General features: G+C 69.5%; 28 protein-coding genes and 4 pseudogenes. 15 read left to right on the plus strand and 17 right to left on the minus strand.

Annotated elements, in window-relative coordinates; genetic code table 11:
- Positions 1-140: 140 nt before the first annotated feature.
- The 4 genes and pseudogenes from FE633_RS48885 to FE633_RS48895 all read left to right on the plus strand — a co-directional run.
- Positions 141-635, plus strand: a pseudogene (locus FE633_RS48885) (maleylpyruvate isomerase N-terminal domain-containing protein); the annotation flags it as partial.
- Positions 572-1621, plus strand: coding sequence for an aldo/keto reductase (locus FE633_RS38280; RefSeq protein WP_138049774.1), 1050 nt, complete (start codon positions 572-574; stop codon positions 1619-1621). The pseudogene FE633_RS48885 and the gene FE633_RS38280, both read left to right, overlap by 64 nt.
- 76 nt (positions 1622-1697) lie before the next feature.
- Positions 1698-1868: pseudogene (locus tag FE633_RS48890) on the plus strand (methyltransferase domain-containing protein); the annotation flags it as partial.
- 98 nt (positions 1869-1966) lie between these two features.
- Positions 1967-2167: a hypothetical protein gene (locus FE633_RS48895; RefSeq protein WP_246114019.1), complete on the plus strand. Its 201-nt coding sequence runs from the start codon at positions 1967-1969 to the stop codon at positions 2165-2167.
- A gap of 141 nt (positions 2168-2308) precedes the next feature.
- On the opposite strand, the gene FE633_RS38290 is transcribed toward FE633_RS48895, so the two are convergent.
- Together FE633_RS38290 and FE633_RS38295 are read right to left on the minus strand one after the other, a co-directional pair.
- Positions 2309-3178 carry an NmrA family NAD(P)-binding protein gene (locus FE633_RS38290; RefSeq protein ID WP_138049775.1) on the minus strand — a complete coding sequence of 290 codons (870 nt, stop codon included), beginning with the start codon at positions 3176-3178 and terminating at the stop codon, positions 2309-2311.
- Positions 3175-3603, minus strand: a complete 429-nt coding sequence (locus FE633_RS38295; protein ID WP_138049776.1) for a nuclear transport factor 2 family protein — start codon at positions 3601-3603, stop codon at positions 3175-3177. The genes FE633_RS38290 and FE633_RS38295 overlap by 4 nt, the downstream gene beginning before the upstream one ends.
- A gap of 98 nt (positions 3604-3701) precedes the next feature.
- Between FE633_RS38295 and FE633_RS38300 the strand changes: the two genes are divergently transcribed.
- The gene (locus tag FE633_RS38300; protein ID WP_138049777.1) at positions 3702-4310 is read left to right on the plus strand and encodes a TetR/AcrR family transcriptional regulator; all 609 of its coding nucleotides are present in this window, start codon (positions 3702-3704) and stop codon (positions 4308-4310) included.
- Positions 4311-4685: 375 nt separating this feature from the next.
- On the opposite strand, the gene FE633_RS38310 is transcribed toward FE633_RS38300, so the two are convergent.
- Positions 4686-4871: a hypothetical protein gene (locus tag FE633_RS38310; RefSeq protein ID WP_138049778.1), complete on the minus strand. Its 186-nt coding sequence runs from the start codon at positions 4869-4871 to the stop codon at positions 4686-4688.
- 263 nt (positions 4872-5134) lie between these two features.
- Here FE633_RS38310 and FE633_RS38315 point away from each other — a divergent pair, with 263 nt between their 5' ends.
- Positions 5135-5803, plus strand: coding sequence for a hypothetical protein (locus tag FE633_RS38315; protein WP_138049779.1), 669 nt, complete (start codon positions 5135-5137; stop codon positions 5801-5803).
- A 24-nt stretch (positions 5804-5827) separates the two neighbouring features.
- Here the strand turns inward: FE633_RS38315 and FE633_RS38320 are convergent, their stop codons facing one another.
- The 3 genes from FE633_RS38320 to FE633_RS38330 all read right to left on the minus strand — a co-directional run bounded on the left by FE633_RS38320 (position 5828) and on the right by FE633_RS38330 (position 8275).
- Positions 5828-6424, minus strand: coding sequence for a DUF3885 domain-containing protein (locus tag FE633_RS38320; RefSeq protein WP_246114020.1), 597 nt, complete (start codon positions 6422-6424; stop codon positions 5828-5830).
- The gene (locus FE633_RS38325; protein ID WP_138049780.1) at positions 6421-7527 is read right to left on the minus strand and encodes a serine hydrolase domain-containing protein; all 1107 of its coding nucleotides are present in this window, start codon (positions 7525-7527) and stop codon (positions 6421-6423) included. Before FE633_RS38325 ends, FE633_RS38320 begins: the two co-directional genes overlap by 4 nt.
- Positions 7528-7597: 70 nt before the next feature.
- The gene (locus FE633_RS38330; protein WP_138049799.1) at positions 7598-8275 is read right to left on the minus strand and encodes a hypothetical protein; all 678 of its coding nucleotides are present in this window, start codon (positions 8273-8275) and stop codon (positions 7598-7600) included.
- Positions 8276-8493: 218 nt separating this feature from the next.
- Between FE633_RS38330 and FE633_RS48900 the strand changes: the two genes are divergently transcribed.
- A complete protein-coding gene (locus tag FE633_RS48900; RefSeq protein ID WP_246114022.1) occupies positions 8494-8757 on the plus strand; it encodes a DUF5958 family protein in 264 nt (87 codons plus the stop codon).
- On the opposite strand, the pseudogene FE633_RS38340 reads toward FE633_RS48900, so the two are convergent.
- Positions 8712-9001, minus strand: a pseudogene (locus FE633_RS38340) (DUF4291 family protein); the annotation flags it as partial. The gene FE633_RS48900 and the pseudogene FE633_RS38340 sit on opposite strands and share 46 nt — an antisense overlap.
- Before the next feature lie 436 nt (positions 9002-9437).
- Here FE633_RS38340 and FE633_RS38345 point away from each other — a divergent pair.
- Both FE633_RS38345 and msrA read left to right on the plus strand, forming a co-directional pair.
- Positions 9438-10361, plus strand: a complete 924-nt coding sequence (locus FE633_RS38345; protein ID WP_138049781.1) for an LAETG motif-containing sortase-dependent surface protein — start codon at positions 9438-9440, stop codon at positions 10359-10361.
- Between the two features lie 519 nt (positions 10362-10880).
- Positions 10881-11393 carry a peptide-methionine (S)-S-oxide reductase MsrA gene (gene msrA, locus FE633_RS38350; protein WP_138049782.1) on the plus strand — a complete coding sequence of 171 codons (513 nt, stop codon included), beginning with the start codon at positions 10881-10883 and terminating at the stop codon, positions 11391-11393.
- A gap of 243 nt (positions 11394-11636) precedes the next feature.
- On the opposite strand, the pseudogene FE633_RS38355 reads toward msrA, so the two are convergent.
- Positions 11637-11879 (minus strand): annotated as a pseudogene (locus FE633_RS38355) (peptide-methionine (S)-S-oxide reductase); the annotation flags it as partial.
- A 29-nt stretch (positions 11880-11908) separates the two neighbouring features.
- Positions 11909-13027, minus strand: coding sequence for a hypothetical protein (locus FE633_RS38360; RefSeq protein WP_138049783.1), 1119 nt, complete (start codon positions 13025-13027; stop codon positions 11909-11911).
- Between the two features lie 299 nt (positions 13028-13326).
- On the opposite strand from FE633_RS38360, the gene FE633_RS38365 reads away from it, so the two are divergent.
- The gene (locus FE633_RS38365) at positions 13327-14481 is read left to right on the plus strand and encodes a cystathionine gamma-synthase (RefSeq protein ID WP_171060294.1); all 1155 of its coding nucleotides are present in this window, start codon (positions 13327-13329) and stop codon (positions 14479-14481) included.
- A gap of 18 nt (positions 14482-14499) precedes the next feature.
- On the opposite strand, the gene FE633_RS48905 is transcribed toward FE633_RS38365, so the two are convergent.
- From FE633_RS48905 to FE633_RS38380, 3 genes are all read right to left on the minus strand, one after another.
- The gene (locus FE633_RS48905) at positions 14500-14751 is read right to left on the minus strand and encodes a hypothetical protein (RefSeq protein WP_138049785.1); all 252 of its coding nucleotides are present in this window, start codon (positions 14749-14751) and stop codon (positions 14500-14502) included.
- Positions 14748-15257 carry a sigma factor-like helix-turn-helix DNA-binding protein gene (locus FE633_RS48910; RefSeq protein WP_138049786.1) on the minus strand — a complete coding sequence of 170 codons (510 nt, stop codon included), beginning with the start codon at positions 15255-15257 and terminating at the stop codon, positions 14748-14750. The genes FE633_RS48905 and FE633_RS48910 overlap by 4 nt, the downstream gene beginning before the upstream one ends.
- A 307-nt stretch (positions 15258-15564) precedes the next feature.
- The gene (locus FE633_RS38380; protein ID WP_171060297.1) at positions 15565-16062 is read right to left on the minus strand and encodes a MarR family winged helix-turn-helix transcriptional regulator; all 498 of its coding nucleotides are present in this window, start codon (positions 16060-16062) and stop codon (positions 15565-15567) included.
- 163 nt (positions 16063-16225) lie between these two features.
- On the opposite strand from FE633_RS38380, the gene ilvA reads away from it, so the two are divergent.
- From ilvA to FE633_RS38395, 3 genes are all read left to right on the plus strand, one after another.
- Positions 16226-17455: a threonine ammonia-lyase gene (gene ilvA, locus FE633_RS38385; RefSeq protein ID WP_138049787.1), complete on the plus strand. Its 1230-nt coding sequence runs from the start codon at positions 16226-16228 to the stop codon at positions 17453-17455.
- A gap of 240 nt (positions 17456-17695) precedes the next feature.
- Complete coding sequence (locus tag FE633_RS38390) at positions 17696-18712, plus strand: ATP-binding cassette domain-containing protein (protein WP_138049788.1); 1017 nt, start codon at positions 17696-17698, stop codon at positions 18710-18712.
- Positions 18709-19572 carry an ABC transporter permease gene (locus FE633_RS38395; RefSeq protein WP_138049789.1) on the plus strand — a complete coding sequence of 288 codons (864 nt, stop codon included), beginning with the start codon at positions 18709-18711 and terminating at the stop codon, positions 19570-19572. Before FE633_RS38390 ends, FE633_RS38395 begins: the two co-directional genes overlap by 4 nt.
- A gap of 104 nt (positions 19573-19676) precedes the next feature.
- On the opposite strand, the gene FE633_RS38400 is transcribed toward FE633_RS38395, so the two are convergent.
- The 4 genes from FE633_RS38400 to FE633_RS38415 all read right to left on the minus strand — a co-directional run bounded on the left by FE633_RS38400 (position 19677) and on the right by FE633_RS38415 (position 22216).
- Positions 19677-20090, minus strand: coding sequence for a hypothetical protein (locus tag FE633_RS38400; protein ID WP_138049790.1), 414 nt, complete (start codon positions 20088-20090; stop codon positions 19677-19679).
- Between the two features lie 297 nt (positions 20091-20387).
- Positions 20388-20750, minus strand: coding sequence for a helix-turn-helix domain-containing protein (locus FE633_RS38405; protein ID WP_342791251.1), 363 nt, complete (start codon positions 20748-20750; stop codon positions 20388-20390).
- Between the two features lie 292 nt (positions 20751-21042).
- The gene (greA, locus tag FE633_RS38410; RefSeq protein WP_138049791.1) at positions 21043-21540 is read right to left on the minus strand and encodes a transcription elongation factor GreA; all 498 of its coding nucleotides are present in this window, start codon (positions 21538-21540) and stop codon (positions 21043-21045) included.
- Positions 21541-21817: 277 nt separating this feature from the next.
- Complete coding sequence (locus FE633_RS38415) at positions 21818-22216, minus strand: DUF4307 domain-containing protein (protein WP_138049792.1); 399 nt, start codon at positions 22214-22216, stop codon at positions 21818-21820.
- Between the two features lie 145 nt (positions 22217-22361).
- Here FE633_RS38415 and mca point away from each other — a divergent pair, with 145 nt between their 5' ends.
- Both mca and FE633_RS38425 read left to right on the plus strand, forming a co-directional pair.
- A complete protein-coding gene (mca, locus tag FE633_RS38420; RefSeq protein ID WP_171060298.1) occupies positions 22362-23222 on the plus strand; it encodes a mycothiol conjugate amidase Mca in 861 nt (286 codons plus the stop codon).
- Positions 23215-23469, plus strand: a complete 255-nt coding sequence (locus FE633_RS38425; protein ID WP_171060295.1) for a hypothetical protein — start codon at positions 23215-23217, stop codon at positions 23467-23469. Before mca ends, FE633_RS38425 begins: the two co-directional genes overlap by 8 nt.
- 135 nt (positions 23470-23604) lie before the next feature.
- Here the strand turns inward: FE633_RS38425 and FE633_RS38430 are convergent.
- The coding region (locus FE633_RS38430) for a tetratricopeptide repeat protein (RefSeq protein ID WP_138049795.1) at positions 23605-26479 on the minus strand (2875 nt) is incomplete at its 5' end.

Consider the following 26479-nt stretch of genomic DNA (forward strand, 5'->3'; position numbering starts at 1 on the left):
GGACTCCTGAGCCACCTGGCACGCCAGGTGCCGGCGCTGGAACGCCTCCTGGAGCGGGCGCGTACGGGTGGAGACACCGCAGTACACGAACCGGCGGGCCCGCGACGCCGAGATCGAGGCCGGGCGCCCACCGCCCGGCCGCCGACCTGGTGACGGACGTACGGGACACCGCGACGCACTTCCAGCGGACCGTCGAGGAACTGCCCGCGCCTGCCTGGAACGCCACGATCAGGCCCTTCACAGGGGAGCTGTGCACCCCGCGCCGCATCCTGGTGATCCGGCCGCGCGAACTCGAACTGCACCACGTCGACCTGGCCGTCGGCCAGCCGCCGACCTCCTCGCGTGGCCGGCCGGCCGGACGTCCGGCGCCCGCCTCGACACGACGGACGACCTGCCGGCACTGCCGCCGTGGATCTGACGCCCGCGCGCGGGCCCCGATCTCGTCGACGGGTCGCGCCGGCGTATCGGCCGAGCCGACAGGCAAGCGTGGGCCGGCGATGCTTGCCCTGGAGCGGACTCCAACTCGTAAGGTCGCGGCAATCCCAACAGGACGACGTCCAAGGAGAGTTGCATGCGCCACCGCGTTCTGGGCGGGACCGGCATCGAGGTCAGCCCCTACTGCCTCGGCACCATGATGTTCGGTTTCGTCGGCAATGCCGACCACGACGAGTGCGTCCGCATCATCCACGCCGCGTTCGACGAGGGGATCAACTTCGTCGACACGGCCGACATGTACTCGGCCGGAGAGTCGGAGACCATCGTCGGCAAGGCGCTGAAGGGCCGCCGCGACGACGTGGTGCTTGCGACAAAGGTCCACTTCTCCATGGGCGACGGCCCCAACCGCGGCGGCAACTCGCGGCGTTGGATCGTCCGGGAGGTGGAGGACAGCCTGCGGCGGCTGGGGACGGACTGGATCGACCTGTACCAGGTGCACCGGCCGGACCACACGACCGACATCGAGGAGACGCTCTCCGCCCTGACCGATCTCGTACGGCAGGGCAAGATCAGAGCGTTCGGCTGCTCCACGTTCCCCGCGGACCAGATCGTGGAGGCGTACCACGTGGCCGATCGCCGCGGGCTCCAGCGGTTCCGCACCGAGCAGCCGCCCTACTCGCTGCTGGCCCGAGGCGTCGAGAAGGATGTGCTGCCGGCGGCGCAGCGCCTGGGTATGGGGGTGCTGACGTGGAGCCCGCTGGCCTCGGGGTTCCTGACCGGCCGCTACCGGAAGGGCCAGGCCCTCGATCTGAGCAGCGGACGTCCCACCCTGAACCCGGACCGCTTCGATCCCTCCGCGCCGCGCACCGCCGCGAAGCTGGAGGTGGTCGAGCAACTCGTTGCCGTGGCCGAGGAAGTGGGCTGCTCGCTGCCGGAGTTGGCCATCGCCTTCCCGCTCGCGCATCCAGCCGTCACGTCGGTGATCATCGGCCCGCGCACGATGGAGCAACTGCGCAGCACGCTCAAGGGCACGTCCGTGATGCTGACCGACGCCGTACTCGACCGGATCGACGAAATCGTGTCACCCGGAACCGACGTCTACCCCCCGGACGGCGCCTGGACTGCGCCCCCGCTCACCACGCCGACGCTCCGGCGACGCCCGGCCGAGTCCAGGCCCGCCGCCTGAAACAGGCCCTGGCGGGCGTCGGCGCGATGAGTCGGCTCTCGACGTCGGGTGTGGGACGGGGCGGTTCGCGCGGCTGCTGGCGGAGCGAGGGCTGGATGTTGAGGGGGTGGATGCCAGTGCGGACGTCGTCGCGGCGGCGCAAGCGGCGGGCGGCGGCCCCCGGTACCGTCAGGCCGACGTGCGGGAGGAGCAACTGCCGGACTCCCGCTACGACTTCATCTCATGCATCGCCAGTCTGCACCACATGCCGTTCGACACGGTGCTGACCTTGAGGAAGGCCCTCGCACCGGGCGGAGTCCTGGCAGTGCTGGGGCTCTGTCCGGTCAGGACGGCGACCGACTTCCTGTGGCCCTGCCGGCTCGGTCCCTCCTCAGGGCGAACCGGCTGCTGGACAAGCGCCGGCCCACCCCGGCGGTTCAGGTCCCGCTGGTTTGGCCGCCCCCGCTGACGTACGCCGCGACCCGCGCCGAATCCGCCCGACTCCTGCCCGGCTCATCCGTGCGTCGCCTGCTGTTCTGGCGGTACCTGCTGGTGTACCGGGCCTGAGCGCATCTGCCGGTTCCCCACAGCAACGGCGGCTTGATCCATGTCAAGCCGCGTTCACAGCCCTTTTCCCGCGGCCCGGCCCGGCCCCGGCCTCGGCCCCGGCCGAGAGGACGGTACGCCGCGGCGCACGGTGCCGCGACCTCAGTCGGCCGCCTTGAGTGTGCTGGTCGGCTGTCGCGTCGTTCGTTCCGCGTGCGCGCGGAAGCTCCGCGGCCGACGGCCGGTGAAGCGTTGGACAGTGTCGGTGGTGCGGTCCTCGGCTCCTTCGGCGTTCGCGCGGTCCATGCCGGCGAGCATGGCGGCGTATTCAGGCGGCATTGTTGAAGCCAAGTGATCGCGCATCTGCTCGTACGTCAACTGCCGATGGATGACTTTCCGCCCGGTCACCTCGGTGAGGATGGTCGCGACGTCGGTGTGACTCAGCGCCTCCGGACCGGTGATGACCAAGTCGGCGTTGGGGGCCTGGACATCGGTCAGCGCGTGCACGGCGACGGCCGCGATGTCGTCGGCGTCGACGAAGGCAACACGCCCCTCTCCCGCCGCGGTCATGATCGCCCCCTCCGCGCGGATACTCCTGGCGTGCAGGTGGTCGCCGGTGAAGTTCTGCATGAACCATGACGGCCGCAGTACCGCCCACTGGTCGAACAAGGCAGGAAGAGCCCGGTGAACCTGTCCGACGGCCGGGCCCCCGGCAGGAACCGCCGACGAGCTGAGCAGTACGGCGCGGCGTACGCCGGAGGCACGGGCCTGTTCCAGGAAGGGCAGCATGATGCCGGCCGGTGCCGCAGAGTCCAGGGGTGGGATGAGGTAGACGCGGTCCGCGCCGCTCAGGGCCTCCTCGTACGTTGCCGGGTCATACCAGTCGAAGCGGACGGCTTCCGCGCCATCGACGGGCGTGGCGCGTCGGCCGGCGGCCTTGACCAGGTGCCCTCGTGCGGCGAGGCGGGACGCCACGCGGCTCCCGGTGGTACCGGTGGCTCCGAGGACCAGGGTGGTGATGGAAGCGGTCATCGGTCCCTCCGCGCGAAGTCGGCCGCGCCGTTCCGGGGGAGGCCCAGCGGGTTCCAGTAGTCGCGGTAGTGGGTGATGAATCCGTTCGTGACCGTCACCACGGCGACGTAGCCCATTTCATAGGGGTCTCCGCTCCTCACCAGCCGCCCCACCCCGCGCATTTCCACCACGATCGTCTCGGGATCGCCGGTCTGATGGATCTTCAGGTCGGGGAAGTCGTGGAGGTCGATGTGGTCGGGGTAGTGGCGCATGTAATCGGAGACGGCGGCCTTGCCTTCCAGTCGTTTCGGCCACCCGTCGGGCGCGAAGGGGAACTCGAGGACGCCGTCGTCGTCCCACAGATCGGCCCAGGCGGGGATGTTCTTGTCGAGCAGCAGCTGCAGGCCGTGGCGGTACAGGTCCGCCGGCTGCGTAGGTGTGGTCATGGAGGCACCTCCGATACGATCGAACGCGATGCGGACCCTTGGTCCGCTTGGCTCAATATACGGACCGGTGGTCCGCTTATGCAAACTGGAGGTACCCGGTGCCCGAGCGCAAGCCCCGTGCGGACGCCGTACGCAACCGAGAAGCCGTACTCGCAGCAGCCGACCGGCTGTTCGTCGGCTGCGACAGGCCCGAGCACGTGACCATGGCTGACATCGCGGCCGAGGCCGGTGTCGGCAAGGGGACTCTCTTCCGCGGCTTCGGAGACCGCACCGGCCTGATCTACGCGCTCTACGAATCCCGGCTCGAACCGATTCGCCGGGCCATCACGGACGGCCCCCACCCCCTCGGGCCCGGCACTCCGCCGCTCCAGCGGGTTCCGGCCATGCTCGACGCCATCCTGTGCTTCAAGCTCGACCACCGGCATCTCGCACTGGCGCTGGAGGAGGCGGGAACCGACAGCCCGTACCGTGCAGAGCACTACGGCTGGTGGCACGACACGCTCCGAGGCGTCCTGGAGCAGCTTTCAGAGTTCACCGGCAGTGACTTCGCCGCGCACGCGCTGCTTGCGGCAGTCCGCGCCGACCTCGTCGACCATCTGGTCGACCGGCAGAACATGCCCCGTGAGCGGCTGCGGGCAGAGCTGGCCGCCTTTGTCACGAAGGTCATGAGCGGCCCATGTCCCAGCGAACCGAATGCCGGCCCGTGACCCGGGCTTCGGCACGGAGTATTGCCGCTGGGGTTCGCGCATGAAGGCCGCGGTGTACAGCCGGTACGGGCCACCGGCCGTGGTCCGGATCGCCGAGGTGGGCATGCCCTCGATCGGAGACCACGACGTTCTTGTGAAGGTACATGCGACGACGGTCAACCGGACGGACTGCGCCCTCCGTATCGCGCTCCGGTATCGCCTGTGCGCGGTACGGCTGTTTGGCGGCTGCTTTCCGAAGCTCGTCTTGCTGCGGCCCTCGCCCAACTGATGAGGCAGCGTCGTCGAGATCCTTCGCGTTGGCCTGAGTACGCGATCCAAGCCCTGTTCCCGCCGGCGTTCTTCCCGGACGACACGGAAGCCGTATGGGAACGAGGCTTACGAAACCCTGAACTCGATCTGGCTGATGGCCGGCCCGTCCCCGGTGACCTGGCCTTCGCTGATCTCTTCCGTCCAGGAGTCCTCCGTTTGGAGTTTCGCCAAAACCATGGGAGAAAGACTGACCGTGATCTGGATGCCGCCCCCGGGAGCGGGGGCGCGGTCTATACGGACTTCATGACTCATACCGACGACGTTACTTGCAACAGGCCATTCAGCATGGGCAGTTGAGCTTTTACCCAGGGTCGATAAGGTATGGGCTGATCGGTCCTGTCAGCGGAATGTCATACGCCTACATCCTGTCTTTCAAGGTTCTCGGCGCACTCCTAGGCTATAAGCCGAAATAATTCATCGAACCAGGGGAAGACGTCGTGCGAGCGGCCATACACGCAGGAATCGCGGCTTGCGCCGTTACGCTGACGACCCTTCTCACCGGTTGTGGCAGCACGGTGGCACCATCTGACGCGGGGCGCCCCGCCGCGTCGGAGGACCCGTCGGGGACCCCCTCCACAGCGCCCGGGGTCGACGGCGAGGCCGACCCGGACCGGGTCTTCACCGAAGCCAGGCTGAAGGCCGCGCTCCTGCCCGCCGAGGCGTTCGGCGAGCGCGCCAGGGTGGCCGCGACTGATCTGGGGCCCTTCGGCCCGTACGGGCATGGCGACTGGGGCGGGTGCGAGCCCGCGGAGGACCTGGTTGAGGAGCAGAACGGCGTCGACGGCGCCAGCGCCATGCAGACCGTGCGCTTCGGACCTGATACTGAGGACGCTCAAGTGATCACCGTCCAGTTGGTGTCGATGCCCGCCGCGAGGACCGCGCGCTATCTGGAGATCCAGCGCCGACTCCGTGAGCTCTGTCCCGAGGTCACCGTCGACACGGAGGCCGCCCCCGTTCAGGAGCACCACGAGACCCAGGAAATCGCCGCTCTCGGCGACGAAGCGATGCTGGACATCTTGCGAGTCACCGGCGGCGACGAGTACGACGGCAGCCCGTCGTACGCCGTCGACGTGCGCGTCGGCGGCGTGCTCGCCATCGTCAACGCCGGTGGCGACAGGGGTACCGCCGTCTCGCTCGCCGCGAGGGCCACCCAGCGGATCCGCGCCGAGTTGTACGGCGTGTGAGTCGCCAGTGTCCCGCCTCCTTTGTCAGAGACCGGCCGGGTGGCTGGAGAGCCATTCGGTGTGCTGGTCGCGGAGTTGGTCTCGTTCCGCGGGCGTGGCGAGGATGACGTCCGCGCCGCCGTCGTACGGGTGGTGGATGCGTCGAAGTTCCGTGTCTGTGAAGAACACTTCGACGAGTGCCTCGTCCGCTACGGCGCGCAGCAGTTCATCGACGCAGCCGCGTAGCCATGGCCGCCGGTCGGCGTAGAGACGTGTGTGGGTGTGGAACTCCGGGTCGGGGTCGTCCTGGTCCGACTCGGTCCACCAGCGGATGCCGTCGGGATGCAGTGTCTGTCGTGGTGTCGGGTAGCCGGCGGGCCCGGTCGGCGTGGTCGACCAGTCCATGGTCACCACGAACACCTCCGCGCCCGCGAACAGTTCGTCGAGGATCGTGTTGTACCGGTCCAGCACGATCGCGTACTCGTCCTCGGACTCCGGGTAGCGCTTCGAGCCGGGGAGGCTGTGGAAGCGCACCCAGTGGTCCGCGTACGTACCGCGGAAGGTGTGGGCGATGGGCGGTCCCGACGATCGTCGGGACCGCCACAGCGCTTGGAGCGTCGTCGGTGTGACGCCAGGGCTCACCCGCGCAGACCCGTGAGCCCGTCATACGCCGCCGTGACGATCTCCAGTCCCCGACTGTCGTCCGCGGGTTCGCGCATCTGATGTGTCACGTACGCCACTGCCATACGGGCGTCAGGATCGATCACGACCAGTGAGCCGCCCCAACCGCCCCACCCGTAGGTGTTGCCGAAGAGTCCGTAGCCCAGACCCCAGCGCATCGGCATGCCCAGGACGCGGTCATCGCCGTGGAACTGCTCCTCCCGGGCACGGTCACAACCCGCCTGCGACAGCAGCCGCGTCCCCCGCACCGATCCTCCGCAGGCCATCACGGACTGGACGAGGGCGACCGAGCGGGCGTTGCCGAGACCGTTCGCCGCAGGGATTTGCGCACGGCGCCAGGCCACGCTGTTCCCGTCGTGGACCCGTATCGGGGTCCCGGCGGCAGGAGCCGCGCCGCCGGCGGGGGCACTCGCGGTGTAGCCGTCGTCCCGGGACTGTGGCGGGATCGTGAGCGCCACCCGGTGGTCGTGCTCGGCGGGCAGGCCGATGTGGAAGTCCGCGCCCAGCGGGCCGGCGACCTCGTCGGCGAAGAACGCGCCCAGAGTCCGGCCGGTGATGCGGCGTACGACCTCGCCCACGAGGAATCCCTGGGTGAGCGAGTGGTATCCGGCCTCGCTGCCCGGCTCCCATTGCGGAGCCTGCGCGGCCAGTCGTGCCGTGGCGGACGTCCAGTCGTACAGCTCCGCCACCGGCCCGTCCCAGTCGGGCAGGCCGGCCGTGTGCGCGAGCAGGTGGCGTACCAGCACCTTCTCTTTGCCCGCCGCGGCGAACTCCGGCCAGTACCGGGCGACCGGCGCGGCCAGGTCGAGTTCGCCACGGTCGGCGAGAACCAGGGCGCACAGCGCGGTCATTGTCTTGGTGACGGACCAGACGTTGACGATCGTTTCGCGCTGCCACGGGATCGTACGGTCGGCGTCGGTGAATCCGCCCCAGACGTCCACCACCGGCCGGCCATCCACGAAGACGGCCGCCGAGCCACCGGCGTCTCCCTCGTCCAGCAATGCCGCCAGCGCGCTGGGCACGGCAGTGAACAGATCATCGTATGAGCCCTGAATGTCCGCCATGTGGAGAATCTAGCCAGCTCGGGGTGACGCGAGGCAACTGAATTCCCGGCCCGCCAGCGGCGACTACCCCTCAGTGGCTTCCGGCGCAGGGGCGATGCTGCCCGCGGGTGTGGGCGGTGTGGCGTGTCCACAGAGTCAGATCACTGCTTGTCGCGACGGCGAGGGTTTGCCCGGAGGGGGAGAAGCCGGCGGTTCGGAGTTCGGAGTAGTCGGAGTGGAAGACATGCCACCACTGCTTTCCATACGGACCGCTGTGAGGCAGTCCGCCGTCACGGGAGAGCAGGACACGGTCATTCGGCCAGGCCGGGGTGACGACCTCCAGAGTCCAGCCGTCAGCGGTGGTGGTGTGGAGCCCTCCACCGAAGAGCCCGGCGATATGAACCCTGCTGTCGGCGATCGGCCCCAACCCTGGGCACGACAGATCGGCAGCGCTATCGGGGGTGCTGTCCTCAGGATCGGGGTCCCGGTTCCGGGCGATCTTCTCCCCGGTAACGGCATCGAAGAGGCCGTGGCCGTCATGCGAGACGACCATCACCAGGTCGTTGCCGCTGTCGGGGTGCGACGCGAAGCCAATGCCGAGAAGCCCACCGACGGCGGCGCAGGACTTGAAGACCAGATGCCAGGGCTCAGGTGCGGGAAGCACCGGGGCCGCGAGAAGCCGATCCCGCAGAGCTCGCTGATAGGCCGAGAGTTCCGTTTCGCTCTCCGGGCGCTCAAACGGAGCTGATTTCCTGGTCCACTTCGTCACCCTGCCATGATCCACGCATCGGTCCTTCGCCTTGCCTGGTCAACCGGGGAGGGCGGAGATTCAAGCGCTGCCTCGCCGGAGGGGGAACGTGCACGAGCGTCAGGTCATCCTCAACGAGCTTGCCCAGGGGATTCGACCAGTGCCGGAAGGCGCGGCCTGGTTCGCCGCTCTCGCGGAGCGAACAGCGTCTGGTCCTGACGGAGTTGGTGCAGTTCTGCATGCAGGCCCGCGCCGTGGAGTCAGATGCTGAGAACGCCATTGCGCGCTCCGGGCTACGCCCGGCCTACACGCCGGCCGTGATGCTGACCAGATGGCGGCTGAACATGTCCGACCTGCCGTTCTACGACCGTGCCAGGGCGTTTCTTCTGCTGGTCGCACTGTTCGCCATCGCCGACACCCGCCGACGCGAGCGTTACTGCGCCGGCGGGTGCAGCCAGAGTGGGGTCACATCGCTCATGGGGACCGTCCACTCATCCGCGTAGCGCCGTACGGCCTCACCGGAGAGACCGAGTTGCAGGGAGCGGTTCGGCAGGGCTTGAAGGTGCAGGTCGCGCTCGGGGTCCCACCGGATGCGAGTGGGCGCGCGCTTCAGCTGACGCTGCCAGGTGGCGCGGTCGGGGTGCACCCCGAGCACGTAGCTCGACAGGCACGCGTGGCGCAACGCCCACTCGAAGCCGTCGCGCGTGACTCAACAGCCAGGACGGTCTCCTGACCGGCTTTCGTACCGAGGATGGCGCACAGCCGCTTCACGCCGAAGCGGCGCTGGTGGTCGGCGACGAACTGGAAGCGGTTCGCCGGCGCGTCTCCCCGGCATACCCACGTCGCCCGCACCACTGCCTACCCCTGACATCCGCCTCCCCCGGCGGGGATACGACCACCACGGAAGACGCTGAACGGGCATCTCAGGCTCGGCCCGGCGTGCGCGGTTGCGCGGCGGACCAGATCATTCCCTCTGTGGCGGAAATGTGATGGCGTGTGAACTCCCTGTGTATTGCCGCAGGTTGACAGTGTCCGGGCAGGAGATCCACCATGTGGTCTCACTGTGGCGCATGTGACCAATGAGCCCAGTGAGTCTTCGACCACTCACCCCGGTACGGCCGGCCGCCGCGTGCTGCCCTGCTGCCGTCACCCGGGTCCTGTACAAGCCAAGAATGGGATCCGCATGTCCATAGCGAGACGTGTCACCCTGCGACGACTGCTGGGGACGGGCGCCGCAGCAATCACCCTCTGCGCCGCCTCTGCCACCGGCGCCTGGGCCACCGGTACACCCGGCGGCGACGGCTGGAAGTCCGGCGACGGCTACAAGCCCGGCACAGGCGCGGGCACGAAGACTGAGACCGATCGCTGCCAGTTCTCCCTCGACGGGACCAACTTCTACGACTCGGTCAAGGTCGACGACCAGAACCTCAAGCCCAGCGACGACGGCAAGGTCCACGTCACGGTCCGTGCCGCCGGTGACGCCACCACCTGCACCGCCTCGCTCGCCGCGTACCGCGCCCACGGAGCCACCTTCAAGACCTCCGGCCTGCAGGTCTTCCACGACTTCGACAGCGTGACGGTCAAGCCGGGCGCCACCGGCTCCCTCGACATCGCGGTGCCGGACGCGGGCTGCTTCGCGCAGATCGACCTGTACCGCGGCGCGGTCAAGTTCGACGGCCACTTCGACGCGAACGACGGTTTCGAGCACGGCGACCTGCCCAAGGGCCCGGACCGCCCGGTCATCAAAGACAAGCTGATCGCCGCATGGAACGGCGGCACGAAGGACTGCACGCAACAGCCGTCCGAAACGCCGGGCACCCCGACCCCGACGGCCCCCGAGCCCTCCCAGCCGCCGACGCCGACCACCCCGGCATCCGAGACGCCCCCGCCCGCCTCCGAGACTCCGTCGAGCCCGACCCCCTCCGAGTCCGAGTCGTCCACCCCGCCGGCCGCGCCGACGCCCAACGGCTCCAATCCGCCCCTCGCCGAGACCGGCGGCAGCGGCGCCACCATGCCGCTCGCGGCCGGCGCCGCGGTGCTCCTCGCGGGCGGTGGCACGATCATCATCGCGACCCGACGCCGCCGCGCGGCCAAGACCGGTTCCTGACTCCGCGGTTCCGTAGTAGGCCCGCAGTTCCGTAGTACGTCCGCCCCGGCGATGTCTCCCACGAGGCCGCCGGGGCGTTCGTGATCTTCGCCTGATGATGAAAGGCCGCCCTCTTCAGGCACCTGGGCTCACGGCACTGGCCACTTGTCCGTGGCCTCGGGAGCCGGAGCTACGCCCGTCGGGCGGGAGGCTCCCCAGTTCGTCTCGGACGGGTCACTTGGCTGCGAGCGTGACGAGGGCTGCCTTCCGGTCCGAGAACAGCCCAGAGCCCGCTGGCAGGTGAGCGGGTCACAGGTCTACGCCTGTGACCGGTGAGCCACGGGGGTCTCCGGATCAGGGCACCGGCGTGGGGAGGCAACCGGTGGGTGCACTCCTCGCAGGGGCCAACCGCAGGGCCGGTTGGACGGGCACGGAATCGCTTAGAACCCTCGTGCGTTGAGGGGAATGAGTATGGGAAGCCGGTGGTGTGCGAGCCGAGCAGCCCGAGTGACCGAGCTGACAGATATTGGAGGGGCCGCAATGGCTGCGCAGACGCAGAGGGCCGTGCTGGCGGGCGGATGCTTCTGGGGGATGCAGGACTTGATCCGTCGGCTCCCGGGTGTGACGGCGACCCGGGTCGGATACACCGGGGGTGACGTGCAGAACGCGACGTACCGTAACCATGGCACGCACGCGGAGGCCATCGAGATCCTTTTCGACCCTGAGAGGACGGACTTCCGCGCGATCCTGGAGTTCTTCTTCCAGATCCACGACCCGAGCACCAAGAACCGTCAGGGCAACGACATCGGCCTCAGCTACCGCTCGGCGATCTACTACGTGGATGACGAGCAGAAGCGGGTCGCTGAGGACACGATCGCGGATGTGGACGCCTCCGGGCTGTGGCCGGACAAGGTCGTCACTGAGATCGAGCCGGTCGGCCCCTTCTGGGAGGCCGAGCCCGAGCACCAGGATTACCTGGAGCGTTACCCGGACGGCTACACCTGCCACTTCCCGCGCCCTGGATGGCGGCTGCCCGCCCGGGCGGCGGGCTGACTCGGGGAAGGGCAAAACAACGGTCCAGCGATCCCGGTTGAGCTTTGCCGTATGGAGAAAGCAAAGGACTGGCCTGACTATCACGGCGATCTGGCACCGGAACATGTGCCTCTCGGCCGGAGAGCGCTGTACCTGGCGAGGTGACAGGATGCACCTTCGCCCGGACGAGTCTGAGAACCACTCCGTACGCAATACCGCGCCCCGACCACTGTGGTCAGGGCCGTACCGCTGAAGCCGTGCGTCTCAGCCGTCGGTCGTGGCGACGCCTATGGGGCAGGAAGCGCCCCTGTTGGTCTGGGACGGGTCACTCACCTTGACCCCCGTCCCGCCGAGCCCGCAGTACCCGTTCGGGTTTTTGGTGTCCGAAAGGTGCTGCTGGTGGTATCCCTCCGCGGGATAGAAGGTGCGGCCCTCGGCGGGGAGTATCTCCGTGGTGATCGTGCCGTGGCCGGAGTCGATCAGGACCTTCTGGTAGGCGGTGCGGGAAATAGTTCGGCCGGCTCAGGCCGGCTCGCTCAGTGCGGCAGCGTCGCGGGGCTCCCTCCGTTCGCCTCGTACCCCGCCACCGCCAGCGCCCGGTAGACCGCGTAGTCCGCCGCCGGGTCCGGCGTCAGCGTCCACGGCAGCGCCCCCACGTGGCCGTCGACATGCACCAGCTGGTTCATCGCCTCCGCCCAGCGCTCGCCGCGTACCAGGAAGAACACCAGGAGGTGGCGGACGTGCGCGAGCATCGGGTCGTCGGAGCGGGCCGCGTGCACCGCGTAGAGAGCGCCGTGGACCGCCTTCGTGACGACCTCGCTCTGGTAGAAGCCCCGCACGAGGTTGACCTCCGGCAGGTGCTCGAAGACCGCGAAGAGAGGCATCGCCGCGAGCAGCGACCCCTGCGGCGCGCGCCCCGCCGCTGCCTCCGCGAAGGCGTACGCCATCTCGCGCGAGCCGTGCCACTTCTCGCACCAGTAGTGCAGCGCCGCCAGATGTGCCCCCATGTGCGCGGGGGCGCGGTCCAGGATCTTCAGCCAGAGCTTCTCGAACTCCGCCTGCGGGTACGCCAGCCCGCGGCCCACGGAGAGCTCGATGATGTACGGGATCGGGTCACCGGGGGAGAGCAGCGCCGCCTCGCCGCAGGCCTCCCTGGCCTCCTCCATGATGATCCGGAACTCGTCCGTCCCGGGCGTCGAGGTGCGCCACGCCTGCTGCACCAGGAACTCCGCGTGCACCGCAGCGCCGCCGGCGTCCTTGGGATTCTCGGCCCGCCACACCCGCAGCCACTGCCCGCCGGGGCTCTCGGCGACCCCGCCCGGGCGCCGCTGCAGCTCCAGCGACGCGGCGCCCGCGAATGCCTGTACGCGCTGCCAGCGCAGCTCGCCGTCCACCTCGGTGCCGGCGAGGAGCTGCGACGCCGCACGGTAGTCCTGGCTGCGCTGCACCAGGTCCAGGACCTCCAGCAGGTCCTCGTCGGGGCCGGGCATACGGATGTCCAGCTCCTCCTGGCGCAGGAAGCCGTAGTTCGCCGGGTCGGCCGCGTCCGGGTCGCCGGGTGCGACCTGCTGGATGCCGGCACGCCTGCGCATCAAGATCGGCCCGAGGACGAAGCCCAGCATGACCAGCGCCATCAGGACCCAGAGAATCTCCATGACACAAGCGAACCAGACGGGTCCGACAATTGGCCAACCTGGTCGCGAACAAAGGTCCGTAGAGGGCCACGAAGGTGCCTCGTAGAGGGCCACGAGGGTGCCTGGCATGGTCCGGACAGCTCGGGCCCGCTTTCGTGGCCCGCTTCGGCCCAGCAGTCGGGCCCAGCAGTCGCGCCGAGCCGCTGCGCCGAGCCGCTGCGCCCAGCTGCTCCACCCAGCCGCTCCGCCCCGCGCCCCCGCCGTGCGACCCGCCGCCATCCACCGTCACGAATCCCCGCGGCGCACTACCCTCGGTGCCCATGAGCGACAGGCACATCAGCCAGCACTTCGAAACCGTGGCGATCCACGCGGGGAACACCGCCGATCCCCTCACCGGCGCGGTCGTCCCGCCGATCTACCAGGTCTCGACCTACAAGCAGGACGGCGTCGGCGGGCTGCGCGGCGGCTACGAGTACAGCCGCAGCGCCAACCCCACCAGGACCGCCCTGGAAGAGAACCTCGCCGCCCTGGAGGGCGGTCGCCGCGGACTCGCGTTCGCGTCCGGACTGGCGGCCGAGGACTGCCTGTTGCGTACGCTGCTCGCTCCCGGCGACCACGTGGTCATCCCCAACGACGCGTACGGCGGTACCTTCCGTCTGTTCGCGAAGGTCGTCTCCCGGTGGGGTGTCGAGTGGTCCGTCGCGGACACGAGCGATCCGGCGGCGGTACGGGCCGCCCTCACGCCGAAGACGAAGGCCGTCTGGGTGGAGACGCCGTCCAACCCACTCCTCGGCATCACCGACATCGCAGCCGTGGCCCAGATCGCGCGCGAGGCGGGCGCCAAACTGGTCGTCGACAACACCTTCGCCAGCCCCTACCTGCAGCAGCCACTCGCGCTCGGTGCTGACATCGTCGTGCACTCGCTGACCAAGTACATGGGCGGCCACTCGGACGTCGTCGGCGGTGCCCTCGTCGTGAACGACGAGGAGCTGGGCGAGGAGCTGGCCTACCACCAGAACGCGATGGGCGCGGTCGCGGGGCCCTTCGACTGCTGGCTGGTGCTGCGAGGAATCAAGACGCTCGCCGTACGGATGGACCGGCACAGCGAGAACGCCGAGAAGGTCGCGGAGATGCTCACCCGGCACGCGCGCGTGACGCGCGTTCTGTACCCGGGCCTCCCTGAGCACCCGGGGCACGAGGTCGCCACCAAGCAGATGAAGGCGTTCGGCGGCATGGTCTCCTTCCAGGTCGAGGGCGGCGAGGAGGCGGCCGTCGAGGTCTGCAACCGCGCCAAGGTGTTCACGCTGGGGGAGTCGCTGGGCGGCGTCGAGTCCCTGATCGAGCACCCGGGGCGCATGACCCACGCGTCCGTGGCCGGCTCGGCGCTCGAGGTGCCCGCCGACCTCGTACGCCTCTCCGTAGGCATCGAAAACGTCGACGACCTGCTCCAGGACCTCGCACAGGCCCTCGGCTGAGTGCCCGACTCGTAACGCCTACCAGCCGGTGAGCGGTGGAGTCGTCTCCGACGGCGGCTCCACCCACGGCCGGGCCATCGACGCCCACACCACGAAGGCGACTGCCGCCGCGAGCAGCAGCAGCCACAGCAGGCGCCGGGCCGCCTTCCTGCGGCGCAGCATGCGGCTGCCGCGCCGCACCACATCCACGTACAGATCGGGCGGCACGGACGGCGGCGCGCCCTCCAGCATGCGGCGGACGGCGTCCTCCCTGCGGTTGAGCGGGCTCATGACGGTGCCACCTTCGCCACCGCGGGCGGCGACTCCCGCGGAGGATGCAGCGCGGTCGCCATGGCGCGGGCACAGATCGCCCGTACGCGCTCCAGGGGCAGCCCCAGCAGCGCCGCCGTCTGCTCCTCGCCCACGCCTTCGTACATCCGCAGGACCAGGATCAGGCGCTCCTGGGGAGTGAGGTGGCGCAGTACGCCGCCGGTGTTCGGGCGGCCGCGCGGGTGTGCCCAGCCCAGTCCGCCGTACTGGTGCCAGGCCCCGCGCGCGAAGCGCACCGCCAATTGCTGCCGGGCGCGGTCGTACGGGTCCTCGCCGCGCAGCCGGTCCCAGATGGCGTACGTATGGGCGAGGGCCGCCGTGAGCAGGCGCCGCGCGCGCGGGTTGTCGTGCGGGGGCTCCGCCGTGAGCAGTGTGGCGGCATGCAGCAGCCGCCCTGCCGCGCCCGCGACGAATGCCTCGAACTCCCGGGCTCGGCGGGCGCCTTGGAACGCCTGCCGTTCTCGCACCGCTCCTCCCGACTCGGGGAAACCGGGCCCCGGGCGTACGACGAGCGCAGCGGCGTACCACTGGGGGCGATCGCGTACTGGTCGTGTACTACAAGGGGCCCGGTCTCATATGAGGCCAGGCACGGCCCCCCGGTCAAGAGCTCGGCACGACGCAGTCCCGGCGGCAGGACTCGGCGGCCGGACGGCTGTGCGGGCACGGTCGGTTGCAGCCATGTGCGCGGTGCGTGGTCGCCGTCGGTCGGCGTGGCGGCGTGGCACGCGGTGCGCGGAAGGCGGTATGTGGGGCGTGGTGCGCGGTGCGCGACGTTCAGGAAGGCGTCGGCTCCTCCATGGACGGCGTGGCCATCCGGGCCGAGAGCGCGACGTTGAATCGGGTGAGGAGCGTGCAGAACGCCTCCCGCTCCTCCGGGGCCCAGTCCTGCGTGAGCTCGGCCATCAACTGGCGCCTGGAGGAGCGGACTTCCTCCAGACGGGAGAGTCCGCGTGGCGACAGCTGGAGCACCACCGCGCGTCCGTCCTCGGGGTGCGAGGTGCGCTTGACGAGCCCGGTGTCGACGAGCGGGGCGACCTGACGGGTGACCGTCGACGAGTCGATGCCCATGCTCGCGGCGAGCGCCTTGACGCCCATCGGGCCCTCTTTGTCGAGGCGGTTGAGCAGCAGATACGCGGCTCGGTCCATGGAGTTGCGGACTTGCCCGACCCCGCCGAGGCGGGTCTGTTCTGCACGGCGGGCGAACACCGCCACCTCGTGCTGGAGCGATTCGAGAAGACCGGTGTCACCGACGGTCGTCATGTCCATCGACATTTCAGGTGTTGTGGGCATGGCCGGGGGCTCTATTCATTGCGTGGGGCTGGGTTGGGGGACAGAGTACGCGGACGGGGCGCGGGCCGTACCGGGGCTGCGCAAACCGGTCCCGGACCGTGGTCACTACCAATGGTGCTTCGCGAGGCCTGCGAGACTGGTGGTCATGAGCTACAGCACGGCTGACTCCTTGCCGACGGTGACCCTCGACGACGTGCGGGGCGCCCAGAAGATGCTCACGGGTGTGGCGCGGGTGACTGCCATGGAGGGCAGCAGGCATCTGTCCCGGCTGGTGGGCGCGCCGGTGCACTTCAAGTGCGAGAACCTGCAGCGGACGGGTTCCTTCAAGCTGCGCGGCGCGTATGTGCGGATCGCGGGGCTGCTTCCCGAGGAGCGGGCCGCGGGCGTCGTCGCGGCGAGCGCCGGCAACCACGCGCAGGGCGTCGCACTGGCCTCCTCGCTGCTCGGCGTGCGTTCCACGGTGTTCATGCCGACCGGCGCCCCGCTGCCCAAGGTCGCCGCCACGCGGCACTACGGCGCCGAGGTGCGCCTGCACGGCACGGTGGTGGACGAGACACTGGCCGCCGCGCAGGAGTACGCGGCCGAGACGGGGGCCGTGTTCATCCATCCCTTCGACCATGCGGACATCATCGCGGGCCAGGGCACGGTCGGGCTGGAGATCCTGGAGCAGTGCCCCGAGGTGCGCACGATCGTGGTCGGGATCGGTGGAGGCGGGCTCGCCGCGGGCATCGCGATCGCCGTGAAGTCGCTGCGGCCGGACGTACGGATCGTCGGGGTGCAGGCGGCGAGCGCGGCGGCGTACCCGCCCTCGCTGGCGGCCGGGCGTCCGGTGTCGATCGAGAACCCGGCGACCATGGCGGACGGCATCAAGGTGGGGCGGCCCGGCGACGTGCCGTTCCGGATCGTCCGCGAGCTGGTGGACGAGGTCCGTACGGTCTCCGAGGACGACCTGTCGAGCGCGTTGCTGCTGTGCCTGGAGCGGGCCAAGCTGGTCGTCGAGCCGGCCGGCGCGAGCCCGGTCGCGGCGCTGCTGAGCAGGCCGGAGGAGTTCGAGGGGCCGGTCGTGGCGGTGCTGTCCGGCGGGAACGTGGACCCGCTGCTGCTGCAGCGCATCCTGCGGCACGGCATGGCCGCGGGGGGCCGCTACCTGGCGGTCCGGTTGCGCCTGACGGACCGCCCCGGCGCCCTCGCCACGCTCCTCGGGGTGTTGTCAGTGGTGGACGCTAACGTGCTTGACGTGAGCCACGTACGGACCGATCCGCGGCTCGGGCTCACGGAGGCGGAGGTCGAGCTGCACCTGGAGACGAAGGGGCCGACGCACTGCGCCGAGGTGGGCCTGGCGCTGCGGGAGGCGGGTTACACGGTCATCGACTGAGGGCGCGGCCGCCACGTACGGGCGTCGTACGAACGTGGCGCACGGCCGACGCGTACCGGCGTCGTCGGCGGTGCTTGCCCGGTCTTGTCGAGCCCTGTCGGATTCAGGTCGGAAAAACCCGTTGAGGAACGCGATACATCGCGTTATGGTGTGTCGGCTGTCACTATCACCTGTCACCCGTCACAGCCGCGGTCAAGAGCAAGCTCCTTCCGTAGTAACCCAACCCTTGGGAGAACTCACATGCCAGGCGCCATCTACGCAGAAGGTCTCGTGAAGACCTTCGGTGACGTAAGGGCTCTGGACGGCGTCGATCTCGATGTCCCGGAGGGCACCGTCCTGGGCCTGCTCGGCCCGAACGGCGCGGGCAAGACCACCACGGTGCGATGCCTCACGACCCTGCTGCAGCCCGATCGGGGCAAGGCGATCGTCGCGGGCATAGATGTGCTCAAGCACCCCAACGAGGTGCGGCGCTCGATCGGCCTGTCCGGCCAGTTCGCCGCGGTGGACGAGTATCTGACCGGCCGCGAGAACCTCCAGATGGTCGGCCGGCTGTATCAGATGCGGGCGAAGGACGCGAAGGCGCGGGCGGACGAGCTGCTCGAGCAGTTCAACCTCGCCGACGCCGCCGACCGCACGGCCAAGACGTACTCCGGCGGTATGCGCCGCCGACTGGACCTCGCGGCGGCGCTCGTCGTCTCGCCGCCGGTCATGTTCATGGACGAGCCGACGACCGGCCTCGACCCGCGCAACCGCCAGCAGCTGTGGGAGGTCATCAAGCAGCTCGTCTCCGGCGGCACGACACTGCTGCTGACCACCCAGTACCTCGAAGAGGCCGACCATCTCGCCCACGACATCTGCGTCGTCGACCACGGCCGCGTCATCGCCCGCGGCACCTCCGACCAACTCAAGGCGCGGACCGGCGGCGAGCGCGTCGAGGTCGTCGTGCACGAGCGCGAGCACATAGCGACCGCCTCGGAGGTACTGCGCGGCTTCGGCAAGGGCGAGACCAGCGTCGAGGAACACACGCGCAAGCTGACCGTGCCCGTCGCCGGCGGCGCGAAGCTCCTCGCGGAGGTGATCCGCGAGCTGGACACCCGCGGTATCGAGATCGACGACATCGGCCTGCGCCGCCCCACTCTCGACGACGTCTTCATCTCCCTGACGGGACACCACGCCGATGCGGCGGACGAGGAGAACGGCGTCGTGCAGGACGCGAAGGGCCGCAAGGCCAAGGCCAAGAAGGAGACCGCTTCATGAGTGCCGTCACCGACGCGGTGCGGGGCGTACAGCCGGGGGGTTCCCTCGGCCAGTCCGTACGGGACTCCCTCGTCGTCGCCAAGCGCAATCTGATCCGGATGAGCCGCATCCCCGAGATGGTGATCTTCGGACTCATCCAGCCGATCATGTTCGTGGTCCTCTTCACGTACGTGTTCGGCGGCTCCATCGACATCCCCGGCGCTCCCGAAGGCAGCGCCGGGCCCTACCGCGAGTTCCTCATGGCGGGCATCTTCGCGCAGACCGTCACCTTCGCCACCGCGGGTGCGGGCGCGGGCATCGCGGACGACATGCACAAGGGCCTCATCGACCGCTTCCGGTCGCTGCCGATGGCGCGCGGCGCGGTGCTCACCGGCCGCACCCTCGCCGACCTGGTGCAGACCGCGCTCACCCTCGTCGTGCTCGCGGTCGTCGCCCTGCTCATCGGCTGGCGGACCCACGAGAACATGGGCAAGGTCCTCGCCGGCTTCGGCCTGCTGCTCCTGCTCGGCTACGCGTTCTCGTGGATCGGCGCGCTCATAGGACTCTCGGTGCGTACCCCGGAGGCGGCCACGTCGGGCGGCCTGATCTGGCTGTTCCCGCTGACGTTCATCTCGAACGCCTTCGTGCCGGTCAAGGGCATGCCCACGTTCCTGCAGCACATCGCGGAGTGGAACCCCTTCAGCGCCACCGTGGCGGCGGCCAGGCAGCTCTTCGGCAACACCATCGCGAGCCAGCCCAAGTCGCTCACCGGGGCCTGGCCGATGGAGCAGCCGGTCCTGGCCTCGATCCTCTGGTCCGTCCTGATCATCGTGGTCTTCCGCACCCTGGCCGTGCGCAAGTACCGCTCGGCGACGGCCTGACGAACGGCCGGGCGTCCCGCAAGGACGACGTGCTCCCGGTGCACGATGTGCACCGGGAGCACGTCGTCGTCCACGTCACGTCCACGTCAGGTCAGCGACCGCCGTCAGGAGCAGTGCACGTTGCTGGTGGAGCGCTTGAACTGCCGTGTCTTGCCCTCGTACTTGTAGAACGACAGCGACTTGTACGAGCCGCAGCCGGCCAGCTCGACCGACGTCCACACCCAGCCGGTGCGTCGCTTGGTGCAGGCGTTGGCGACCTGGACGTCGGGGGTGTACGGGTGCGCCTGCAGCAGTGAGACGCAGGTCTTGGCGCCCTTCGGCATCGTGCCCGTGATCTTCGCCCGGGCGTAGACTCGCCCGTTCTTCCTCTTGGGCGGCTTCGGGGTCAGCTTCACGGCATGGACGCTGACGTCCTTCGAAGCAGCCGGGGAGACGTCGGTCGCACTCGCCGTGGCGGCACTGCCGGCGAGCAGGGCAAGGGTCGCGATGGTGGCCGCGACGGAGCGCTTTGTGCGCACTGGGCTGACTCCTTCCGGGGCGGAACAGGCGGTTTGGCCTGCACATGCCATCCTTCCTGCCGCCCCTGTCCGCCGCTATTGGACCTTGGTGCATTGCCCGAAGAGGCAACAGTCGCTCGGGAATGAGCGCGGCGGCGATTTCTTCTTTTCCACGTCGGGAGTTCGGATGGGCCGCGCTCGCGGCGGTGCGGAAATGACCGGTCCGGTGCCGGGGGTGGCCGCCGTCGGCGATGGTGGTGGACCTGCCGACGGCGGCCGACTTTCGCCCTTTACTTCAGCACTTGAATCGCCGGCTCTCTAGCCGTCCCTCAAATGCAGGTCCGGGCATATCTGGTTATGGTAGACATTGGAGATAACGGCAGCCTCAAGGCGAGTCCGCAATCCCAACTTTCCGACGATGTGCGCGACGTGAGCCTTGACGGTGCGCTCCGCGATGCCCAATTGCCGGGCAAGGGCGCGGTTGGGCAGGCCTCCGCCAAGGAGTATGAGTACCTGCCTCTCGCGGTCTGTCAGCTCGTTGAACGCCGGTTCGTGTCCGGCGGGGTGAACTGCGAGTTCGCACGGGCAGTGCATTTCTCCGGACCTGTGAAGGGGGCTGCGAAGATAGTCACGCTCCGCCTCCTGGTTCGTCACAGTGATGGACTCCTTCCCCGTTTTCATGCAACTTCACGTAGCACTGTAGGGGGGAAAGTTCGCGTCCGGGAAGCCTTGGAAGAAGTGGCCGCACGGGCGGCAAATTGAGTCACTTGAGCTTTATTTGAGGAAAAACTTCTCGGCTGGCCTCAAGGGCTTGCAGAGAATCAATATTCGGCAAGCCGACGCAGGTGCGCGGACATGGCTGCGCCCCGGCGTGGGAACGCCGGGGCATGCCGGAGGTGCTGCGTCGGCCGGGCTCGGTCCAGGCGGAACGGGCGCACCGGGCGCACCGGATCGCGTGGACTCGGGCGTGAGCTCAGGCCGCGTACGGCTTGGCCTCGAGGATCTTCACCGAGGCGAACTTGCCGTTGGGCAGTTCGTACTCGGCGTCCTCGCCGACCTTCTTGCCGTTCACGCCGGAGCCCAGCGGGGACTGCGGCGAGTACGTCTCGATGTCCGAGCTCGCGTACTCGCGCGAGGCGAGCAGGAACGTCAGCGTGTCGTCCTCGTCACCGTCGAAAGCGATGGTGACGACCATGCCGGGCGCGACCGCGCCGTCCGCCGCCGGAGCCTCGCCGACCTTCGCGTTCTCGAGGAGCTGGGTCAGCTGGCGCACCCGGAGCTCCTGCTTGCCCTGCTCCTCCTTGGCCGCGTGGTACCCGCCGTTCTCGCGCAGGTCGCCCTCCTCGCGCGCGGCCGCGATCTTGGCGGCAATCTCCGTGCGCGCAGGACCAGACAGGTACTCCAGCTCGGCCTTCAGCTGGTTGTACGCCTCCTGGGTCAGCCAGGTGACGTTCTCGCTGGTCTGGGTCACAGGTGCTCCTCGTCGGTACTGGGAATACAAAGCATCGCCCTACCCAGAAGAATGTTCCTTCATAGGTGGGCGAAACCACGAGCCTAACAATTCAGCGACGGAAGGGGGAGGACATAAGCCATCAGATTTGCGTCAACGCAGGTCAGCGCCCCGTTTCCAAGGAGTGACCGCGGGCGTTGGGGGCGCGGATCCGGCCACCACGCGCCCGGGGGACCCGGTTCTCGGCGCGCCCGTGGCCCCGTGGCCCCGGGTTCGCGGCGCGTCCGGCGCGCCAGGCTCAGTCGGCGTGGCAGCCGAGCAGCTCCGCGGTGGTGCCCCGGCTGGTCGTGCGCAGAGTGACGACCTTGTCGATGCGTGAGGCGTCCTGGTCGAAACGGAAGTCCGCGCGGCCCACCTCGGCGCCGTCCTCGGCCTGCGAGCGCACGGTGCAGTAGCCCTTGGCGTCCGCGTCCTTGCGCACCTCCAAGTGCACCTGCACCGCCGTGCCGGAGGTCTCGAAGGTGATCACTTCGGCGCTGATCTTGTTGCCGGCCACGTAGTAGTACGCGAACCAGCCGATGAGGACGACCAGGGCCGTGCCCAGGACGCTACCGACGATCTTGAGCTTGCGATCGGCGCGCTCGTCCGCGGAGCGGCCGTACCGGCCCTCGGGCAGCTGCGTGCTCGCCGTACTCATGATCGTCCTCTCTGCGGGGGCGCAGAGGACTGGGCCCCGGAATTTTTCGCCCCCCGGTTCGGTCACTATAGAAGCCGCCGATCGCACCGTTTCCCACGGGGCGCCGACTTACGAGGATTGTGTCTTGACTGACCAGCTGCGACTGATGGCCGTGCACGCGCACCCCGACGACGAGTCGTCGAAGGGCGCGGCCACCATGGCCAAGTACGTGTCCGAGGGGGTGGACGTGCTGGTCGTGACCTGCACGGGCGGGGAGCGCGGCTCCATCCTCAATCCGAAGCTGAAGGGTGACAAGTACGTCGAGGAGCACATCCACGAGGTACGCAAGAAGGAGATGGACGAGGCCCGCGAGATCCTCGGCGTCAAGCAGGAGTGGCTCGGCTTCGTGGACTCCGGCCTCCCGGAGGGCGACCCGCTGCCTCCCCTCCCCGAGGGCTGCTTCGCCCTGGAGGACGTCGACAAGGCGGCGGGTGAGCTGGTCCGCAAGATCCGCTCCTTCCGTCCGCAGGTGATCACCACCTACGACGAGAACGGCGGCTACCCGCACCCCGACCACATCATGACCCACAAGATCTCGATGGTGGCGTTCGAGGGCGCGGCGGACACCGAGACGTACCCGGAGTCGGAGTTCGGCCCGGCCTATCAGCCGCAGAAGCTCTACTACAACCAGGGCTTCAACCGCCCGCGCACCGAGGCCCTGCACAACGCCATGCTGGAGCGCGGCCTGGAGTCCCCGTACGGGGACTGGCTCAAGCGCTGGGACGAGTTCATGCGCGTCGAGCGGACCCTGACCACGCATGTTCCGTGCGGCGACTTCTACGAGATCCGCGACAAGGCGCTGATCGCGCATGCCACGCAGATCGATCCCGACGGGGGCTGGTTCCGCGTGCCGATGGAGCTCCAGAAGGAGGTCTGGCCGACGGAGGAGTACGAGCTCGCGAAGTCTCTCGTGGATACGTCCCTCCCCGAGGACGACCTCTTTGCGGGCATCCGCGACAATGCCTGACATGAGCGCAAGCGCAAGCCTGGCAATGACACATCTCGTCTCTCTCGCGAAAGAGGTCGACGAGGACAAGGTGACCCCTGGTGTCCTCGGCTTCATCGTGTTCGCGGTGATGGCTCTCGCGGTGTGGGGCCTCATGAAGTCGATGAACCGGCATATGGGGAAGGTCGACTTCAAGGAGACGTCCGAGCGGGGCGACTCCGGTGAGGGCGGCGACTCGGACAGCAAGGCCTCGCCTGCGAAGGGCTGAGCCGGCGCCCGGGCCCGGTACCACGTGCCGGGCCCGGACTTTCCGGCGGACGTAGGGGAGCGCGTCCGCCGGCCGCTGCGCCTCGTCGACCCTGCGAAGACACTCGGCGACCTCTGCGAAGACTCTCGTAGCCCCCTACGAAGACTGAGCCGCCACCGAGACCCCCATCACCTCCCGTGCATGCCGGTTCGGCACCATCCCCAGCCGCCACGCCTGCCAGCCCGCGTCCAGGTCGGCGCCCCGCTCAAGCAGCAGCTGATACGCCTCGATGTAGTCGTCCAGCTTCCCGTCGCGGGCCGGGTGACCGGTGCGGGAGAGCTGGGTCAGTTCCTCCTGGGCGACGGCGGTGCCGATCTCGACGCCGCCCGGGGAGGCGTACGGCAGCAAGGTGCACCTCAGAAAACGGGCCCAGTCCTCGCCTCGGCGGTCGCCGTAGGAGGCGAACAGGGACGCCGCCTCGTCGCACAGCGAGAGAGCGGACTGGGTACGGGCGTTGCCCGCGTCCACGACCGCCAGTTCCAGGCAGGTCCAGGCCTCGCCATGGGCGACACCGATGCGCTGGAAGTCCGCGCGGGCGTCCACCAGGAGCTGACGGGCGAAGCCCGAGTTGCGCAGCGAGCCCGTCTGGGCCGCCCGCTGGTCGCGGGTCGCGCGGGCCGAGTGGTGACGGGCGCAGGCCAGACCGTATACGTCGCGGATGCGGGAGAACATCGTGCGTGAGCGCTCCAGCTCCCTGACCGCCTGGTCCAGGCTGCCCGACTCCTCCAGGGCCTGGCCCAGGTAGTACACCGTCCATGCCTCGCCCCGCGCGTCCTCATTGTCGCGGTGGCGGGAGGCCGCCTGGCGCAGCCCGTCCATCGCGGAGGACGGGTCGCCGTCGACCAGACGGGCCCGGGCCAGCTGGGTCAGGGCCCAGGCCTCGCCCCGGGCGTCGCGCGTGCGGCCGTACAGATCGAGGGCGTCGCGGAGTTCCGCCTCGGCGCGCGGTACGTCCCCCATGCGCAGGCCCAGCTGGCCGAGCTGGAAATGGGCCCAGGCCTCGCCGTGCACGGACTCGCCCTGCCGGTGCAGGACCAGGGCGTTGGTCAGCAGATCCAGGGCCTCGGCCAGACGGGCGCGGTCCCGCTCCACCGCCGCCAGCGCGTGCATCGTCCAGGCGCGGTCCGCCGCGAGTTCGGGGGAGGCCTGGAGGTCCAGGGCCTCCTGGAGCCTCGCCGCGGCCTCGGACAGGTTCCCCTGGTGGTGGAGCGTGATCCCGAGGGAGCACAGCGCGCGTGCCGCGCCCGCGTCGTGGTGGGCCTCGAAGTAGAGGTCCACCACCGAGGTCAGGGTCGTCCGCGCCTTGTCGAGCTCGCCGAGCTGACGGGCGGCGATGCCCGTGCGCCATTGGACCGAGCGCACGAGCAGTCCCTGGTCCACCGCCTGCGTCAGCTCGCTGATCTCGCCCAGGCGGTAGAGGTCACCGCGCAGCAGGCAGTAGTCGCACAGGGCGCCGAGCAGGTTCAGTACCGCCGCCTGGTTCACGCCCTCCGCGTGCCGCAGGGCCGCCGTGATGAAGCTCGACTCGTCGTCCAGCCAGCGCAGCGCCGCGTCCAGCGAGGTGAACCCCTGCGGGCCGACCGTGTCCGCGCGTGTCGACGTCTTGCCGTCCACCAGGCGGATCACCGAGTCCGCCAACTCCCCGTAGTTCACGATCAGTCGTTCCTGGGCGGCCGTACGCTCGGCCGGTTCCTCCTCGTCCAGCAGGCGGGCCTGCGCGAAGGCGCGGACGACGTCGTGCAGACGGTAGCGGCTGCCGCGTACGTGGTCGATCAGGCCGGCGCGTGACAGCGCCTGAAGGTGGCGGGTCGCCTCCGGTTCGTCCGTCGCCAGCAGGGCTGCCGCCGCGGCCGCGCCCAGCGAGGCCCGGCCCGCCAGGGCCAGTCTTCTGAACAGCCGCCGGGCCGAGTCCGACTGGTCCGTGTACCGCAGCCACAGCGCCCGTTCGGCCGGCTCGACCGGGCCGTACGCCGCCAGATCCGAGGCGAGCTGCCGGGGCGTGCGCGGGCCGAGCGACGAGCCCGCGATACGCAGCGCCAGGGGCAGACCGCCGCACAACTCCCGCACCTGGTCGGAGGATTCGGCGTCGTAGGGGCCCGAGGTGTCCTGCGCCGCCGCGTTCAGGAGCTCCTCGGCGCCCGATGCCTCGAGCGGTTCCACGGGGAGCTGGTGCACCCAGGCGGGGAGGTCGGCGGGCAGGTCGAGCGGTTTGCGGGCGGTGACCACGACCAGGCTGTCGGAGCGCTCGGGCACCAGTGTCCGTACCTGCTCCGCGTCGCTCGCGTCGTCCAGCACGATCGTGACGGGCAGGCCGGTCAGATGCTGGTGGTAGAGCTCGCTCAGCCGCCGTACCTGCTGCTCCGGCGAGGAACGCTCCCGGAACAGCAGCTGCTCGCGCGAGGCGCCGAGCCGGTTGAGCAGGTGCAGCAGCGCGTCGCGGGTGGGCAGCGGCGGTTCCTCCGGGCTGTCGCCGCGCAGGTCCACCACGCACGCGCCCCGGAACTGGTCCTTGAGCTCGTGCGCGACGCGGACGGCGAGTGTGCTGCGGCCCGAGCCCGGGGCGCCGTGCAGCACGACGACCGTCGGCTTGGTCTCCGTGCTCGCGCGGGCCGCGTGCACCCACTGCGCCACCCGTGACAGCTCCTGCCTGCGGCCCGCGAACGGACCGTCGGGCTCCGGTAGTTGGTCGAAGGACCGCTCCAGCACGCTGCGCCTGCGCGCCGCCGCGCTCTTGTCGGTACGCCGCAGCTGTGGTGACCCCTTCTTCGGGCCGGTGGACGCGATGAGCACCCGCTGCTGGTCGATGAACGGGCGGATGCCGCGCACCTCCAGCGCCGTCAGCCACTGGAGTCGCAGCTGTTCCGGCCCGCCCGGCTGGCCCAGGGCGCCGGCGCGGCGGCTGGCGGCCGGCAGATGGGCGGCCGTCACCTTCGCCACCGTGGCCGCGGCGCCCGCCACGCCGACGACCGCG

Source organism: Streptomyces montanus, assembly GCF_005786655.1.
Taxonomy (GTDB): Bacteria; Actinomycetota; Actinomycetes; order Streptomycetales; family Streptomycetaceae; genus Streptomyces; species Streptomyces sporangiiformans.

Excerpts from the sequence above, each read along its gene's own strand:
- FE633_RS38360 (WP_138049783.1), bottom strand. The coding sequence starts at position 13,027 with ATGGAGATTCTCTGGGTCCTGATGGCGCTGGTCATGCTGGGCTTCGTC.
- FE633_RS38405 (WP_342791251.1), bottom strand. The coding sequence starts at position 20,750 with ATGAAAACGGGGAAGGAGTCCATCACTGTGACGAACCAGGAGGCGGAG.
- FE633_RS38425 (WP_171060295.1), top strand. The coding sequence starts at position 23,215 with ATGCCTGACATGAGCGCAAGCGCAAGCCTGGCAATGACACATCTCGTC.
- FE633_RS38290 (WP_138049775.1), bottom strand. The coding sequence starts at position 3,178 with ATGACCGCTTCCATCACCACCCTGGTCCTCGGAGCCACCGGTACCACC.
- FE633_RS38345 (WP_138049781.1), top strand. The coding sequence starts at position 9,438 with ATGTCCATAGCGAGACGTGTCACCCTGCGACGACTGCTGGGGACGGGC.
- FE633_RS38380 (WP_171060297.1), bottom strand. The coding sequence starts at position 16,062 with ATGTCGATGGACATGACGACCGTCGGTGACACCGGTCTTCTCGAATCG.
- FE633_RS38325 (WP_138049780.1), bottom strand. The coding sequence starts at position 7,527 with ATGGCGGACATTCAGGGCTCATACGATGATCTGTTCACTGCCGTGCCC.
- msrA (WP_138049782.1), top strand. The coding sequence starts at position 10,881 with ATGGCTGCGCAGACGCAGAGGGCCGTGCTGGCGGGCGGATGCTTCTGG.
- FE633_RS48900 (WP_246114022.1), top strand. The coding sequence starts at position 8,494 with ATGCAGGCCCGCGCCGTGGAGTCAGATGCTGAGAACGCCATTGCGCGC.
- FE633_RS38280 (WP_138049774.1), top strand. The coding sequence starts at position 572 with ATGCGCCACCGCGTTCTGGGCGGGACCGGCATCGAGGTCAGCCCCTAC.
- FE633_RS38390 (WP_138049788.1), top strand. The coding sequence starts at position 17,696 with ATGCCAGGCGCCATCTACGCAGAAGGTCTCGTGAAGACCTTCGGTGAC.
- mca (WP_171060298.1), top strand. The coding sequence starts at position 22,362 with ATGGCCGTGCACGCGCACCCCGACGACGAGTCGTCGAAGGGCGCGGCC.
- FE633_RS38365 (WP_171060294.1), top strand. The coding sequence starts at position 13,327 with ATGAGCGACAGGCACATCAGCCAGCACTTCGAAACCGTGGCGATCCAC.
- FE633_RS38295 (WP_138049776.1), bottom strand. The coding sequence starts at position 3,603 with ATGACCACACCTACGCAGCCGGCGGACCTGTACCGCCACGGCCTGCAG.
- FE633_RS38395 (WP_138049789.1), top strand. The coding sequence starts at position 18,709 with ATGAGTGCCGTCACCGACGCGGTGCGGGGCGTACAGCCGGGGGGTTCC.
- FE633_RS48905 (WP_138049785.1), bottom strand. The coding sequence starts at position 14,751 with ATGAGCCCGCTCAACCGCAGGGAGGACGCCGTCCGCCGCATGCTGGAG.
- ilvA (WP_138049787.1), top strand. The coding sequence starts at position 16,226 with ATGAGCTACAGCACGGCTGACTCCTTGCCGACGGTGACCCTCGACGAC.
- FE633_RS38415 (WP_138049792.1), bottom strand. The coding sequence starts at position 22,216 with ATGAGTACGGCGAGCACGCAGCTGCCCGAGGGCCGGTACGGCCGCTCC.
- FE633_RS38310 (WP_138049778.1), bottom strand. The coding sequence starts at position 4,871 with ATGAGTCATGAAGTCCGTATAGACCGCGCCCCCGCTCCCGGGGGCGGC.